We start from the raw sequence: 14,374 nt of genomic DNA on the forward strand, positions 1-14,374 counted from the left end.
GATTGTCTGCCGATCTGAGAATGTCGAATATTCGGAGCCTTGGCATCCACAGATCTGTCGTATTCGGTGTGCTAACATTTACTTCGGAGGATATCGTTTCCTCCAACGTGTAGGGGAGTAAGTAGTCCAGTCGAACTATCAAACGAAGATTGGAATCCTCGTATGAACGAAGCACGTCAGCAGTTTTGGAGGGAACTGAACGAGCGGATTCGAGAGAGGGAGGACACGCCACTGAGGGCAATGGAGCGAGCGGATGCAGAGAACGATAATTGGAGGAAGCAGCCTACGATGGCGTCGTCATTGGGTGTTGGCTTCAACGTCCGGTTGGACGGGCAGATGCTGGTGTATCTCATTCCGCGAGATCGGGAGAAGAGGGAGGAGATGTTCGACTTTCTCCGGGACTTCAAGTCCGAAATCGATGCCGAGTTCGATGGGCGGCTCGAATGGCGTCCTCCAGACCAGAGCACCAAGATTATAGTCAGACGAAAGGACGTCGATATTGGAAGCAACAGGGCTCGCTGGAGCGAATATCAAAACTGGTTGATCGAGAATGGTGAGCAATTCTTCACCGTGTTCCGGCCGTACGCTCGACGGTACGGAAGCCACTGATTGCGGCTCGCTTTGCTGACGGCAATCTACGTCCGCACCGAGCGATGCAGAACCTTGGCTGTGATGTTACGGATGTTAGTTTATTCTGCCTGATTGTACTCGAGGGCGTCATAGAATAGTTCACAAGGTAGTTGTTTCCAGTCCTTCTGAGAGTGAATGGACTGTTCAGTCAAAGCTGCGAATTGACCACTAGAGTTTATACCAGTTTCAGATGATGTTCGCGACGCCGTGGAAGACACGCAGCATATATCTTACAATCTATATTCCGTTGATTGTATGAAATCATGAAAAGATAAAAGCCGACGGATATATACACTTCCTCTGCATCGGCGAGTATTTGTTAAATGATCCTCTTCAGTTACTATTGTAATTTATGTAATGGAGGACGTTCCCAGTCCAGATCTTCCCTGAGACCCAGCAATTTATACCAAAATTGTGCAATTTGAGACGTTTCCATATTCAGATCGTTCTTATTTTTTACCAGCTCTTTATACCGGGTTTCCAAATCAGAATCGTTTTCGTTCGGGTCTGGCATCCGGATTTTAAGAAGATAATTAAAGTTCTTATATAGCTCTTGATGTTTTTGGCCTTCACGATAGTAGGTATTCGAACGGTCTTCCCAATCTACTGAAAAACTGATAAACGAGGCTACAGAGATTGATGCGGCGGCTATCAGACTAATGGGAGTCCATACCCCTGGATCGGATGCACGAAATATCCAAGCAATCAGTACCAACAGCCCTGCGCCGGCTACAGTACCATAGATATTCAATGCGGAATGGGCATTACTAAGGACGTTGGCTGCGAGATAATATTTTTGATAATTAATATACTGTGCTCGATATTCATTGAAACAATCCTTGTAGATCCGGTTTCTTCTATTTGAGTATTGCGTGCTGCTCATCTTCGGAGACAACAATTAATGCTCAAAAATATTCTTTGCATTGGATGTCTCGGTTGGCGACCCACAGTAGGAGCTGCTGGCCACTGCCGAAGTTAAAAATTGAGCAGACCATCCCTCCGGCACCTCGTTCAAGAAGGGGTGAGACGTTGTTGCTCTGGTCGCTTGAGTAAATATAGTTATGAAAGATTCAACCTCTGTACCCGCACGTAGTTTCTGACAAGATAGGAGGCTACCATAATCCGTCGGCTCACATCCTTCGACTGTATCTAACAATTCACCCTGTGACGACTGACCGGGTATGCGAACTGTTCTATGACACCCTCTGTACTCAGTAAGTCTCCAACCCACGCGTGAGAGGAGTCGGAGAAAGAACAGCAGGGGCCGTAGAGAGGCTACTCCCTGACTTGATTATTTACGCCGATTGTTCAGGTCGTTGTTGGAGGGGAGGTAGTCTCGCCGTTGGTTCATCCGCTCCTTGTCCGAACGCGTGTCGTAGTGCTTGTCGAGCGTCTCGGAGTTCACGTCCATCCGATCCGAGACGAGATGTTTCGGCATATCCTCTCGCAGGTGATGCGTGATGCTGCCACGGCGGAACGCGTGCGGGTAGAGAGAGGACGGACACTTCGATGCCTGATCCTTCCGCTCCGTGGCCTCACACTCGCTGATGGTTCGGCCGTGGGGGCACTCGTTCGTGTACGTGCAGGGGCAGGTGACGGCGTACACTATCTCACGGAGGTTGGTTTTGGCACGACGACCGTATCGACTACTGAACAGCGGTTCGCGACCGTAGTCGTCCTGGACGTCGTGGCGATTGTTCTCGATGTAGTCGGCGATGACCTGGGACGTGCTTTCGGAGATGTTGACCAGCCGTTCACCGGCCTCGCCGTTCTTGAGTGGGGTGTCTTCTTCTGGCCGGTGGAGCGGTTCGACGTAGTTCTCCTCAAGATGAACCGTGTCGACGTCGAGACCGTGAACGCCGCCGAGCCGAAGGCCAGTGTGCCAGAAGACTTCGAGGAGGCAGTGACGATGGCTCGCGTACTCGTATTCGTGCAGGTAGCGGAGGATTTGTCCTGCGCGTTCCGCATCGAGCGTTTCGGTACGCGTGTTCTCCGGCGAGGGTGATTGCACCTTCTCACTGGTGCCCTGTGGAACGGCGTCGATGGACTCGCACCAGCGGATGAAGACGCGGATGGTGTCCATCACGCTCCGGATGGTCTCCCGGGAGTAGTTCCCGCCGTTGTCCTTCGATTCGAACGCGTCGATCTTGAACCGGTGCAGCTTCCGGCCGTTGATGTTGTTGAGGTTGTCTATACCTTGACTCTCGCACCACGCGGCGAGCCGGCCGATGCGCCGACGGTGGGCGCGCTCGGTCGACGTAGCTATGTCGCGGTCTTTGGCGTACAGTTCGAGGGCTTCTCGTGGCCCGATGGGCTCTAGGTCGTCGGTCATGGTCTTGTCCTGTCGCAGGACGACAGGCATTCCCGGTTCCTTTGCGAGGCCCCGATGTGAGGTCTCTTCGAGGGTCTGGGTGTCCGATGCTCGCCACGCGTTCGAGTGTGCGGACGGATTTGCACGGGGTTGTAGCTCGAAACGCGGGGAGATCGACTCTTCTAGGTCAGGAGCCCGGAACGGCGCGAAGCGCCGCAGGCCCGGAACTGAGTCTTTTCGGCGTGGAAGCGCACCCCGCCCGGCACCTACTGGATGCCCGGCAGGGAGCGACCCGCGAAAGCGGTCAGGGTATTCGCGAACGTCGCCGTGCGACGTGAGCGAATGCTTATGATAAGGAGCGAATCGCGGCGCTGTGCCGCGATTCGAACTTATCATTAGGGTTCAATTCCCTTCCGGCCCGCTTCTTCCGCGACGCAATACGACGAGTCTAGCGAGTGGGCTGTGTCGGGTTCGTGTGTTCTGGTGGGTGGATGAACGTCATTCTGTGATTGGGAGTGCGTCGTTCCAGAGTGCTTGGAATTGTCGTTCGAACTCGTCGACGACGTCGCTGTCGGTGACTGCGAGGATGCCGAGGCGGTCTGCGGGGTGTTGTGGGTGTGGGATGTCGACCGTGGTGACGTGGTGGTCGATGACGTCGAACGATATCGGGACGTCGGGGAGGGCTCTGACGTGGACTGTTGCTGGGTGCGCGTCGATCTTGTCGAAGAGGGTGTCGGGGAGGGTTTCGAGGACGGGTTCGGTGACGAGGAGGGAGACGGAGACGTCGGGGTTCGTGCCGTCGAGGAAGGCGTCGACCTCTCGTTCGAGCGGCTTCCAGGGAGCGGATTCGTAGGGTGGGCCGACGATGGCGTGGATGGACGTCGTGGCGGTCTGGACGTGTTCTTCGAGTGCGGTCTGCATCGTTTCGCTGCCGAGTGACCCGAGCCAGATGCTGCCGTCGGCTGGCGCTGTCGGGAGGAGGTTCGAGCGGAGGTCGGCAGCGACCTCGCGGTATCGCGTCCATTCGTCGCGTAACTCGAGTGCGCGTTCGGCGAGTAGTCTGTCGACCGCGGTCTCGGGTTGGACTGCGGCGTATCGCGTCGGGTCGGTCGACTGCGTTCGAACGAGTTGTCGGGATTCGAGTCCGTTCAGGACGTCGTAGATGCGTCCTCTGGGGACGCCGCTGGCGTTGGCGAGGTCCGTTGCTGTGACTGCGCCGGTCACCAGGAGCGTCCGGTAGACCTCCTCTTCGTAGCTCGAGAGACCCAGTTCGCCGAGATCGGTCATTGGTTCGCCCCACGTCTGCGTGTACTTTGTAGGTTCGCGTGCGTCGTTCGACGACCGGGTGCGTGCTGCGAGTCACGCTCCGGGGTGGTGGGGTGAAACGACCCGCAAGTGGCGGCTCATTACAGAACGTTCACATCTGTGGTGGTGGGACCCGAACGCATGAATCCGTACGTGCTACTGGCGGCCGCAATCGTGTCCGAACTCGTCGGAACGACCGCACTCAAGCTCTCCGACGGCTTCTCGAATCCCGTCCCGAGCGTCGGTGTCGTCGTCGGGTACGGCCTCGCGTTCTACCTGGTCTCGCTCACGCTCGAGGACCTCCCGGTCGGCGTCGTGTACGGGACGTGGGCGGCACTCGGGATCGTCGGCGTCGCCGCCATCGGCGTCGTCGTGTTCGACGAAGCGCTCGACGTCCCCGGTATCGTCGGCCTCGTCCTCATCGTCGGCGGCGTGTACTGCGTGACGGTGCTCTCGGAGATGTCCGCGCACTAGCTGGATGCGACCCTCCGTGACGGGCTGGAGTACGAGCGGGTGTCCGAGTGGTGGTTACGCTATCTCAGCGATTCGTTCGCTCCCGCAGTCGGGGCAGAAGCTGTACGCGGTCTGGAACTCGCTGTCGCAGAACTCGCACTGGTAGCGGACGTCGTTCTCGGGGTCGTCGGTCCCGCCGCCGAGCGCGTCGCGGATGGAGTCGAGTACGCTCATGGTCCGCGTCGAACTACGCGCCCAGATATGTTAACTGTTACCACCGCACACGATTCGTCCGGGTTTGGACCTGGACCCGACGTCGAACCCGCGGGAATGAACGAACGTGGCGCAGCAAGAACGAACCTAGAGCGTCGAGAACGAACGAAGACGAACGAGCGACGACAACCTGACGCGGAACGAAGAGCGAAGGACGCGACCCCGGAGTCGACGCCTCAGCTACTGTCGGGACTGTAGTTCGGTGCCTCGTCCGTGATGACGACGTCGTGCGCGTGACTCTCCGCCTGCCCCGCCGAGGAGACGCGAACGAACTCCGAGCGCTCCTTGAACTCCGGCACGGTCTCCGCACCCACGTACCCCATCCCGGACTGCATCCCACCGGCGAGCTGATGAAGTTCGTCCCGGAGCGGGCCCTTGTACGGCGTCGCCGCCTCCACGCCCTCCGGCACGTAATCCTCCTCTTGCTCGGGCTCCTCCTTCAGGTACCGGTTCTCGTCGTCGCCCGACTGCATCGCACCGACACTCCCCATCCCGCGGTACTGCTTGTACTTCTTCCCGTTCATCTTCACGACGCGCCCGGGCGCCTCCGCCGTCCCCGCGAAGTACGACCCGAGCATCACCGCGTCCGCACCTGCCGCGAGCGCCTTGATGGCGTCGCCCGAGTACCGGATGCCGCCGTCCGCGATGACGGGCACCCCGTGCTCGCTCGCGACGTCAGCGACCTGCGCAACCGCCGAGATCTGGGGCATTCCCGCCCCCGAGACGACGCGCGTCGTACAGATCGAACCCGGCCCGATACCGACCTTCAGGCCGTCCGCGAAGTCCACGAGGTCCTCGGCGGCCTCGCGCGTCCCGATGTTCCCGACGACGACGTCCGCGTCCACGGACTCCTTGATCTCGCGCGCCCCGTCGACGACGTTCAGGTTGTGCGCGTGCGCGCAGTCGATGAATACCACGTCGACGCCCGCCTCGTCGATGGCGAGCGCACGGTCGGTCTCGAACGGCCCGACCGCCGCACCGACGCGCAAGCGACCCTCCTCGTCGCGCGCCGCGTTGTCGTACTCGCGACGCTGGAGGATGCCCTGCATCGTCAGGAGCCCGACGAGCCGCTCGTCGTCGTCGACGATGGGCACGCGCTCGATCTTGTGCTCGTACATCAACTCGAGCGCTTCGCGCGCACTCGTGTCCTCGCGTGCCGTGACGACCTCCTCCGTCATCGCCTCCGCGACGTCGTCCTGCTCGCCGACCTCCAGGTACGGCCGGATGTCCGTGCCGGAGATGATGCCGAGGACCTCGTCGTCCTCGTTCACGACCGGCGCGCCGTTGACGCCCTCGCGCGCCATCAGCTCGTCGACCTCCCGGACCGTCTGCTCGGGGCGAGCCGTCACGACGTCCCGAATGATGAGCTCGTCCGCGCGCTTGACCTTCTCGACGTGTCGCGCCATCTCGTCGACGTCGAGGTTCCGGTGAATGACCCCGAGCCCGCCGTGTCGCGCCATCGCGATCGCGAGGTCCGCTTCCGTCACGGTGTCCATCGCCGCCGAGAGCACCGGCGTCGGAAGCTCCACGTTCTTCGACACTCGCGAGGTGAGGTCAGCCTCGTCCGGTTCGACGCGACTCTCCTTCGGTCGAAGGAGGACGTCGTCGAACGTCAACGCCTCTGGAACGCGCAGTTTCTCCGAGAATGTACCGTCGGGGGGAACGTCGTTCGCCATGTAAACCGTCCGAACGGGCGCAACTAAAGGTTTGCGAGACAGTCAGCGGCGTGCAAGACGGTCTCACGGGCCGCGGACCGCGGGATTCGTGTCTGCGCGAGAGCGCGGAACGACTCGAAGACGGTGGTTCTCGCACCCGGAACGAACCGACGACTACGTTCCAGTTACTATCCTTCGGCAGAATACAGTCTGAATCGCTGATTCTGAACCAGGGTACTTGTACGAGGAGAACGCCCCGTTGGAGTTTGCGGGCACATCTCACACAACGCTTAACCCTCGAAACCCATTTTGTTAGCGCGTATGCTGGCTACGAACTCCACCGCAACGTGTATCGCCGGGCAGACGTCGACCGACTCGACCGCCCGCTTTACACTCCCGATGGAACTCGTAGCCAAAGCCCTCCCGTTCGGATTCCCGCGAGCACCCACCACCGTCGACGCAGGCACTCGCTCGCATCACTCCCACTCGGGCACGGGTGACGCCCCGTACGAACATCGATGAGCACGAGCCGGCACCCCATCGCCCTCAAGCTCGAAGGCCTCGTCGGCGGCGACGCGAAACTGCTCGCCACCGTCATGGCCCTCCCGCTCCTCGACGGCATCTTCCCCGCGCTCGTCCTCGCAGGCGCACTCGAAGAGAGCACGAGCCCGCTCCCGGTCGTCGGCGCACTCCCCATCGGCATCGTCCAGGTCGGCTTGCTCGTCTTCGGCGGCAGCGCAACCGTCGCGGTCGTCCTCGCCGAGATGAGCGGCACGCGCATGGAGCGCGTCCGCACCATCCTCGCCGTCGGCGCCCTCATCACCGTCGGCGCCGCCGTCGAAGCAGCCATCGCACCGACGCTCGCGAGCGTCCTCACGCTCCACCTCTTCGAGCGCTTCGCCGCACTCGTCATCATCGCCATCGCCGCGAAGACCGCGAGCGCCCGCATCGGCGAGTACCTCCCGCGGCCCGCCGTCATCGTCGGCGCCGGCCTCATCGCGAGCATCGACCTCTCCAACCCGACCATCGAGCCGACCGCGAACCCCGAACTCGTCGCACTCGCCGCCGGTAGCGCACTCGTCGGCACCGCGTTCGCGCTCGCGACCGCACTCCTCGCACCGCACCTCCGTGCGCGGATGGCCATCGACCGCTTCCGGTTCGGGAGCGCCGTCGCCCTCGGCCTGCTCGCGCTCTCGATACTCAAGCTCCCCGTCGGGAGCGCACCGCTGCTCGTCGTCGCCGTCACCGCGCTGTTCGCGTTCGAACCAGACGCAACCACGCACGTCACCGCCGACGACGCCGACGACGCCGACGACGCAACCGCGGCCGACGACGCGAACCCCACCCACCCCGGCACCGTCCCCGCGACCGACGGCGGCGACGACACCGAACCCGTCGCCACGTTCGACGACACCGACCCCACGGACGACGCAACCGACCACACCGGTGACGACGGCAGCGACTCGACCAACACCGACGACGGCGACGACGCGTTCCAGGTCGACCGCGAACCCTGGCTCTGACCCGACCACCATCGCCCCACACCGACCGCCGTCCCGCATCGACCGCAACGCGGTCGCGGAGACGAGAACCCTTACCTACCAGCGACCCACCAGACACGAGTATGCCAGCCAACCGCGTCGTCCAGGGCCGCATGGTAACCGCCAAGAAACTCGCCGAAATCATCGAGGACGGCAGCGTCATGGAAACCGAAGCCATCGAGGACGCCGACCGCGACTGCCCCGACTGCGGCGAGAACGTCATCAAGGTCACGTACATGCCGAGCGTCACCGAACTCGTCACCGGCTACAAATGCCAGGAGTGCGACTGGCGCGACGCCGACCGCAACTAGCGCGAATCGAAACCCCTTTACAGCACTCCATCCAACCCGAAAGCGCAGCGGGGCTGTGGCCAAGCCAGGCATGGCGACTGACTCCAGAGGCCACGCGCCCGGGACGAAACTCCAGCTGATATACCGAGCGACCGACTGATCATCGCGTCGCGACGACGACCCTCTGGAGTTCCGAGGCGCACACACCGGAGATATCAGTCGATCGGGGGTTCAAATCCCTCCGGCCCCATAACGTCCTTAAAGAAACAGAGCAACGCTGAGCCACTGATTTGCGATTTCTGTGGTGGCTGGATAACCCTGGATACTGTCAAGTGTCCGGCACTGGATGACGGGGTGTGCCAGCCGTGAGACGGCACTGCCCGCACTGTGGGACACGGATGGTCACCATCACGACACGCGGCGGCCTCACGCGCCGCGAGTGCCCCAGGGGACCACACGGCGCCGGAGGTGACTCGGCGTGACGGTCGACCGCCACGTCGGCCGCGACGGCGTCAAGCAGGCACGCAACGCGCTCGACAGGCGCCTCGCACCGCCGACGATAACCTTCCCCGACGACTGGACCATGTCCACCGCCTGGGAGCGTGCGCAGCGCGCAGCCGCCATCTGCGCGCCCACCGGCCCGGCCGCCTTCCGCGTACTCATGGGGTACATCGACCACGACGGCCACGGCGACGAGCACGAAGTCACCTTCACCATCTACGACGGCGACCTCATCGCAGATTGCTCGTGCGCCGGGTTCTCGCACTCACCACACCGCCACTGGTGCGCCCACGTCGCTCGCCTCTGGTGGGAGTGGGTCCGCGACGACCTCGCCGTCACCGACCTCGACACCCGCCGCGTCCACACCTCGCCACCGTGGTGGCTCCGCGTCGACGACCACGACGCACCCACCCCGACCAGCGCGTCCCGTGGCGTCGCCCGCACCGACGGAGGTGAGCGTCGATGACGCCACCCCACCACCCACGAGGGCGGTCGGTCACGCGCAGGCGGAAAGTGCGCGCCCGCACACGAAGCCCGGACTCACCCACCCCAGGGGGTTCTATTAACGGATGCAATCCCCGCCGCCTTCCTGCTATTAGCACCCCCCGATTCGCTATTAACGAGGTGGATGCCTGATGGCGCGCCCCACCGACTCCGGCCCCGGCGCCACCGTCTCCGCCTCGTCGGTCCCGCAGAATCTCGTCGACGAGTTCGACGACTGGGTCGACCGCGGCGACCGCTTCGACTCTCGTAGCGAAGCCATCCGTGGCCTCATGCGCAACGCCGTCGGCAGCACCCCCGAGTACGTCACCCCACTGGAGCCACCGCGGAACGAACGCCTCGCACGCGGCTACAAGCGCCTCTGCAAGGCCGCGAACAGGAACGGCGTCGTGCGTCGGGACTCCGCTCGAAAAGCCTGCTCGAACGGTCCACAGAACCTCAGCAAGCAAGAGGTGGACGCGCTCGTTCTCAAACCGCTCGACCGCCGCGGCTACATCACGCTCCAATCCAACGTCTACGGCGACTCCGCCTGGAAGATCGTCGGCTGGGAGACCGATGGGGAGGGGATCAACCGATGATACGTCTGTGAGCGGTCTATATCATCCTCACTCTTATATACTGAGAAATAAGTATTCAAATGAGTTGAATATGGAGGCCCGATTCAAAACAAAAGACGGCGAGCAAATATATCGAACTGGCTTATCTGAAATAGTAAGTGGAGAGGACGGCATATATCTAGCCTTTGGTGAAACAGGTGGTGGAACTGCCGGAAGCCAAGTACTAACCGGTGATGGAGAGTTCCTCGAAGGTGCCGAGATTGAGGTCGTTAAGCCTGAAAAGGGCCAGTCGATTGAGGAGCAGGATAATCTCGTTAAGCAATTCCAAGAGGATCCCGAAGCATTCAACCAGAAATACGAGGAGGGTAATTAATAAACAAGACAATTATAATTCAACGTAATGGGGCCGATCGCTTGAGTGAGCTATATTACCCCATCTTGTGATTAAGACATATGGTCGGAACGTATGGTGACGAGGTTCACGAGGAATATTTACAGATTTATTCGCAGATTGTATCTGAAACCCGGCAATCCGTTAAAGAGGAACACGGGGGGGGACGCACTCGATAATCCCAAACGGGTGTGGAGGGCAGCTCAGAGCGCACCCTCCTATATGGAAAATAATGACTTGGAAGGAATTCTGAGGCTATCGGACACCATCTACTCCGAGTTTGCCCGCGAAGTGGATTGGAGTTCCTGTATTCAACGAATCAAACAGTTCGAATCCCCAAGCGGAAGTAACATTGCTGAGTATCTGCCAGCAGACTACGTGAGAGGAGCAGGAGAAGAGATGATTCTTCATGCGATTACATACGATATCACGGGACAGGGGCGGTCGTGATTTCTGTTCCAGTTCCACAAGAGAACATTCAGCTGGACGCTTGACGTGAAGTGTCCCCAAAATTACAGTGTGCATCTCAGACGGTGATTCTGAGAAGCCCGAGAAATAATGACTCTATTGATAACTAGCGTGTCTGTATCTACCAATTCTTGATTGTCATCGAGATGGGGCAAGGAACATTCATTCTTTCACCTGCCGCCAGGGGAACAGGCTGCTCACTGCATACGGGAACTGACCGAAAAGAGTAGCGCCCACTCAGTTCCTATTTCTCGTCGGTCTCCTCGGCGTCCGAGGCGACAGATTTCACAGGTGGCTTGTACGGGAGTTTCGCCACGAAATGCCGCCCCAACCCTCGTAGGCGTTCCATCGCGAACTGGAACGGCACGAGCAGCCCCATCACGAACGCCAGCAGGAGTGTCGCCTCTACCATTCGTGTGCGAACACTCCCGACGACGTCGCCGTGAACACCTCTCCGTTGTCCGGGATGATGCCGTAGTACCCGTCTTGGAGCGGGTTCTCGTGGGTCCAGATGTTCGACCCGTCCGTCGCCTCCAACGCCTCCAGGCTGTACGAGCCGGTTCCGACCAGGAGCTTCCCGCCGTCGACGGTTCGGGGGTAGTAGAAGTACCTGCTCGTGTCCGCCCACAGTTGTGTGCCGTCGTCCTGGCGGTACGCCGCCATCCCGGCGCCCCCGCCGGTCACGTACAGCGAGCCCGCCCAGAACGCGATGCTGTACAGTCCCTGACCGAACGGCTGAGCCGTCCACGCCTCCGTCATGTCGCGCTTATCGATGGCGTACAGCTCCTGCGTCGACCCGTCGTTGTCCCGGATCGCGAACAGCAGGTCGCCATGCCCGGGGTAGGCGATTCCCTCCCAGCGGTTCGCGTTGTTCAGACTGTAGGATGCTACCACGTTGCCGGTCGTGGCGTCGAGCTTCGAGATGACGCCGTTGTTCTGGTCAGACGCGTAGTAGTACCCCTCGGTGTCGTGGGTGGCGAACACGTCGACGTCGAACCCAACAGACTTGTCGAACCGAATGCGGCCGGTCTCCACGTCGAACGACAGCACGCGCTGGTCGGCTCCGTCCCCGACGTAGAGCGCGCCGTGGGCGAGCGTCTGCGGGTTCGCTGCGCTGAGGTTCAACCCGGTCTGTTCCCATTCGAGTGTGAGGTCGTCGGTGTTGTAGGCTCTCACGTAGGAGTTCGCACACACCACGCAGAGGTCGGTGTCCTCGGTGAGGAAGAACCCCGCTTCGTCGTTCTGGTCGGCGGTGGCTTCGACGGTTCCGTTGGCCTTCGAGATGCGTGCGAGCGTGCCCGTACCCCCGAAGTTCTGGGCTTGGGCGATGATAGCCTCCTCGGTGGCCAGGGGTTGCCGGTAGATACCCGAGGGGACCCACGAGGTCGCGCGCCACTTCTCGGCTGCGGGGGCACTATCCGGGAGGCGGAACGGTGAGGGCTGGCCGATGAACCGACCCATGCCGAAGCGCCGGATCTTGGTGTTTGCCGGCTTCGGCGGCGTGTAGGTGTCGATACGCTGGCCGAACCCCGTCACGGCCAGGCCTCCACCCACACCGTCGGGTCACTCGTCGCCGAATCCGCCCGCACGACGCCCATCGTCTGGGTCTCCACGGGGATGTCCTCGGCGTGCTTGTCCTGCTTGCGGTACTCGATGACCCGGTTCGAGGTCGCCTCCGGCTTGAACGCCACCTCGATGGAGTCACTGAACCGGAGATCGACCGTCGACGCCTCGAACCCGAAGTCCAGGCGCCCTTGGTCGTCGCTCAAATTCTCCGGCGGGCCGCTCTGGGTGACAGTGAACTTCTGGACGTAGTACTGCGTCCCACTGTCCTCGTCGGTGTACTCGCTACTGGCGTCGTCCAGCGCCTCGATGAGGTCTTGCTCGCGTTGCTCCAGCAGTATCGCGAGCAGGAGCCGGTCAGTGTCGCTCTTGAAGATGTCTTCAATCCACGAGTTCGCACCGACACCGTACTCGCCGAGGAGCTGCTCGACGCGGGAGTTTGGCCCCGGCATCACGTCTCACCTCGCCGGTCGTCCAGGCGTTCGACGCGCGGTATCAGCCCCTCGCGGTACGTGTCCTCGCCCGTGATGTACTGGCGGTTGCGCTGCGAGCGCGTCTTGTTCTTCTCAGACCGCTCCTCGTTCCGGTCCACCTTCTGCTTGACCGACCCGAGGTAGCGCGCGGCCTGGGTCGCTGCGCCAGCCGTGACGATAGCGCTCGCTCCGACAGCCCAGTCCAGCAACGGCGTCACGACCCACCACCCCCGGCGGCGCCGGCTGCAGCGGACGCACCGCCGGTCGCGTACAGGCCGAGCCCGTCCGCCATGGGGTCGTGGAACAGCCACGCGACGCCAGCGAGCGCGACGAACAGCATCCACCACTGGAACCAGTCGCCGAGCGCACTCTGGCCGACTTCGGTGACCGCGCCCGTGTAGCCGCCTGCGGCCCAGGCGACGCCATCCGTGACGGCCGACCCCGCTTGCCCGGCGACTTCGCCCGCACCCTCGAGGATGCCGCCACCGGGTTCGTCGTCGAAGGTGCGCGCGAACGCTTCGTCGGTTGACCCCGCCAGGTGGTCGAGCGTGCCAGCGGCGCCGTCGACGAGCCCACCGCCCCCCTCGTCGTCGAAGGACCGCGCGAACGCCTCGTCGACGTTCCCAGCGGCCTGGTCGGCCGCGCCCGCCGCCGCGTCGTAGGCGTCGCCCGCCGCACTCGTGAGCCCGCCGATGAGGTCGGGCATCTCAGCTCACCCCCCACACGAGCGCGCTAACGAGCACGACCGCCGCGATGAGGAGCTGGTCGACCGGGAGCGCGCCCGTCGACGCGTCGTTCGGCGTGGTCGCGCCTGAGGGTTCGTTCCCGAACTCGTCGCCGGAGACGTCGCTGACCGCCTCGCCACTCCCGACGTCCTCTATCTCGTCGGGGTCGCCGAAGGCACGTCCTTGGGTGGCGTCTTCGGCGGCCTGTTCGGCCTGCTCGACCGTGCTGGTCGACGTTTCCGGGCCGAACGAACCGAGGTTGACGTCGTCCTCGGTGCCGACGTCACTGGTGTTGTTGCCGGGGGTGCCGCCGGAGGCGTCGCCGATAGTCTCCATGGCGCGCCCGGTGTCGCTGTCGATACCGAGGTTCAGGTTCCCCGACCCGATGGACTCGTACAGCGGCGTGTCCGACGTCTGCGTCTCGGGTTCGTCGTCGGCGGCGTCCTCAACGTCGTCGGTCTTGTCGCGGAGGCGCGTGCCACCGCCGCTGTAACCGCCGCCCGCGATGACGGCCATCAGTCGCTCACCTCCAGGTAGAGGGCGACCATGGTGCCGAGTGCGTTGGCGATGACGGCGATCGCGAGCAGTTCCTCCATCGTCAGGGAGACGCTGCCGAGTCGGACGGCTTCGCGCTGGGCGACGGGCTGGCCGGTGTCGCGGCCGGTCGCGGGGTCGACGCTCGTCGCGGTGGCGTAGGCGGACCCCCGCGTGTTGGAGTTGAGGCCGCCCTGCATGGT

19 protein-coding genes and 1 tRNA gene are annotated in these 14,374 nt (G+C 62.1%); 8 read left to right on the top strand and 12 right to left on the bottom strand.

Features of this window, described 5'->3' with window-relative positions; translation table 11 throughout:
* Window positions 1-162: 162 nt before the first annotated feature.
* Window positions 163-609, top strand: coding sequence for a DUF4268 domain-containing protein (locus tag VYJ16_RS11600; protein WP_336350466.1), 447 nt, complete (start codon window positions 163-165; stop codon window positions 607-609).
* A 361-nt stretch (window positions 610-970) separates the two neighbouring features.
* Here the strand turns inward: VYJ16_RS11600 and VYJ16_RS11605 are convergent, their stop codons facing one another.
* The 3 genes from VYJ16_RS11605 to VYJ16_RS11615 all read right to left on the bottom strand — a co-directional run bounded on the left by VYJ16_RS11605 (window position 971) and on the right by VYJ16_RS11615 (window position 4,228).
* Window positions 971-1,513 (bottom strand): hypothetical protein, encoded by a 543-nt coding sequence (locus VYJ16_RS11605; protein WP_336350467.1) that lies wholly within the window; start codon window positions 1,511-1,513, stop codon window positions 971-973.
* Window positions 1,514-1,921: 408 nt separating this feature from the next.
* Window positions 1,922-2,962 carry a tyrosine-type recombinase/integrase gene (locus tag VYJ16_RS11610; RefSeq protein ID WP_336350468.1) on the bottom strand — a complete coding sequence of 347 codons (1,041 nt, stop codon included), beginning with the start codon at window positions 2,960-2,962 and terminating at the stop codon, window positions 1,922-1,924.
* A gap of 477 nt (window positions 2,963-3,439) precedes the next feature.
* Window positions 3,440-4,228 carry a TrmB family transcriptional regulator gene (locus VYJ16_RS11615; protein ID WP_336350469.1) on the bottom strand — a complete coding sequence of 263 codons (789 nt, stop codon included), beginning with the start codon at window positions 4,226-4,228 and terminating at the stop codon, window positions 3,440-3,442.
* A gap of 159 nt (window positions 4,229-4,387) precedes the next feature.
* Between VYJ16_RS11615 and VYJ16_RS11620 the strand changes: the two genes are divergently transcribed.
* Window positions 4,388-4,720, top strand: a complete 333-nt coding sequence (locus VYJ16_RS11620; protein ID WP_336350470.1) for a DMT family transporter — start codon at window positions 4,388-4,390, stop codon at window positions 4,718-4,720.
* A gap of 54 nt (window positions 4,721-4,774) precedes the next feature.
* Here the strand turns inward: VYJ16_RS11620 and VYJ16_RS11625 are convergent, their stop codons facing one another.
* A complete protein-coding gene (locus VYJ16_RS11625; RefSeq protein ID WP_336350471.1) occupies window positions 4,775-4,933 on the bottom strand; it encodes a hypothetical protein in 159 nt (52 codons plus the stop codon).
* A 215-nt stretch (window positions 4,934-5,148) separates the two neighbouring features.
* Entirely contained in the window at window positions 5,149-6,648 is a 1,500-nt protein-coding gene (guaB, locus tag VYJ16_RS11630) for an IMP dehydrogenase (protein WP_336350472.1), read from the bottom strand.
* Between the two features lie 497 nt (window positions 6,649-7,145).
* Here guaB and VYJ16_RS11635 point away from each other — a divergent pair, with 497 nt between their 5' ends.
* The 6 genes from VYJ16_RS11635 (at window position 7,146) to VYJ16_RS11660 (ending at window position 10,390) form a co-directional block, all read left to right on the top strand.
* Complete coding sequence (locus VYJ16_RS11635; protein WP_336350473.1) at window positions 7,146-8,150, top strand: DUF5794 domain-containing protein; 1,005 nt, start codon at window positions 7,146-7,148, stop codon at window positions 8,148-8,150.
* A gap of 101 nt (window positions 8,151-8,251) precedes the next feature.
* A complete protein-coding gene (locus tag VYJ16_RS11640) occupies window positions 8,252-8,479 on the top strand; it encodes a DUF5795 family protein (protein WP_336350474.1) in 228 nt (75 codons plus the stop codon).
* Window positions 8,480-8,528: 49 nt separating this feature from the next.
* Window positions 8,529-8,708 (top strand) — tRNA-Trp (locus VYJ16_RS11645).
* 228 nt (window positions 8,709-8,936) lie between these two features.
* Window positions 8,937-9,425 (top strand): hypothetical protein, encoded by a 489-nt coding sequence (locus VYJ16_RS11650; RefSeq protein WP_336350475.1) that lies wholly within the window; start codon window positions 8,937-8,939, stop codon window positions 9,423-9,425.
* 169 nt (window positions 9,426-9,594) lie between these two features.
* Complete coding sequence (locus VYJ16_RS11655; RefSeq protein ID WP_336350476.1) at window positions 9,595-10,038, top strand: CopG family ribbon-helix-helix protein; 444 nt, start codon at window positions 9,595-9,597, stop codon at window positions 10,036-10,038.
* Window positions 10,039-10,108: 70 nt separating this feature from the next.
* Window positions 10,109-10,390, top strand: a complete 282-nt coding sequence (locus VYJ16_RS11660) for a hypothetical protein (RefSeq protein WP_336350477.1) — start codon at window positions 10,109-10,111, stop codon at window positions 10,388-10,390.
* A gap of 730 nt (window positions 10,391-11,120) precedes the next feature.
* Here VYJ16_RS11660 and VYJ16_RS11665 read toward each other — a convergent pair.
* The 7 genes from VYJ16_RS11665 to VYJ16_RS11695 are packed head-to-tail and all read right to left on the bottom strand — an operon-like array spanning window position 11,121 to window position 14,371.
* Complete coding sequence (locus VYJ16_RS11665) at window positions 11,121-11,288, bottom strand: hypothetical protein (RefSeq protein WP_336350478.1); 168 nt, start codon at window positions 11,286-11,288, stop codon at window positions 11,121-11,123.
* Complete coding sequence (locus tag VYJ16_RS11670) at window positions 11,282-12,412, bottom strand: outer membrane protein assembly factor BamB family protein (protein WP_336350479.1); 1,131 nt, start codon at window positions 12,410-12,412, stop codon at window positions 11,282-11,284. The genes VYJ16_RS11665 and VYJ16_RS11670 overlap by 7 nt, the downstream gene beginning before the upstream one ends.
* On the bottom strand, window positions 12,409-12,891 hold the full coding sequence (locus VYJ16_RS11675) for a hypothetical protein (RefSeq protein WP_336350480.1): 483 nt from the start codon (window positions 12,889-12,891) through the stop codon (window positions 12,409-12,411). The genes VYJ16_RS11670 and VYJ16_RS11675 overlap by 4 nt, the downstream gene beginning before the upstream one ends.
* Window positions 12,891-13,130 (bottom strand): hypothetical protein, encoded by a 240-nt coding sequence (locus tag VYJ16_RS11680; RefSeq protein WP_336350481.1) that lies wholly within the window; start codon window positions 13,128-13,130, stop codon window positions 12,891-12,893. Before VYJ16_RS11680 ends, VYJ16_RS11675 begins: the two co-directional genes overlap by 1 nt.
* Window positions 13,127-13,618 carry a hypothetical protein gene (locus tag VYJ16_RS11685; RefSeq protein ID WP_336350482.1) on the bottom strand — a complete coding sequence of 164 codons (492 nt, stop codon included), beginning with the start codon at window positions 13,616-13,618 and terminating at the stop codon, window positions 13,127-13,129. Before VYJ16_RS11685 ends, VYJ16_RS11680 begins: the two co-directional genes overlap by 4 nt.
* A gap of 1 nt (window position 13,619) precedes the next feature.
* Window positions 13,620-14,153: a hypothetical protein gene (locus VYJ16_RS11690; RefSeq protein WP_336350483.1), complete on the bottom strand. Its 534-nt coding sequence runs from the start codon at window positions 14,151-14,153 to the stop codon at window positions 13,620-13,622.
* The gene (locus VYJ16_RS11695; RefSeq protein ID WP_336350484.1) at window positions 14,153-14,371 is read right to left on the bottom strand and encodes a hypothetical protein; all 219 of its coding nucleotides are present in this window, start codon (window positions 14,369-14,371) and stop codon (window positions 14,153-14,155) included. The genes VYJ16_RS11690 and VYJ16_RS11695 overlap by 1 nt, the downstream gene beginning before the upstream one ends.
* Window positions 14,372-14,374: the final 3 nt, after the last annotated feature.

It is taken from the genome of Halorubellus litoreus (assembly GCF_037081675.1).
Lineage (GTDB): Archaea > Halobacteriota > Halobacteria > Halobacteriales > Natrialbaceae > Halorubellus > Halorubellus litoreus.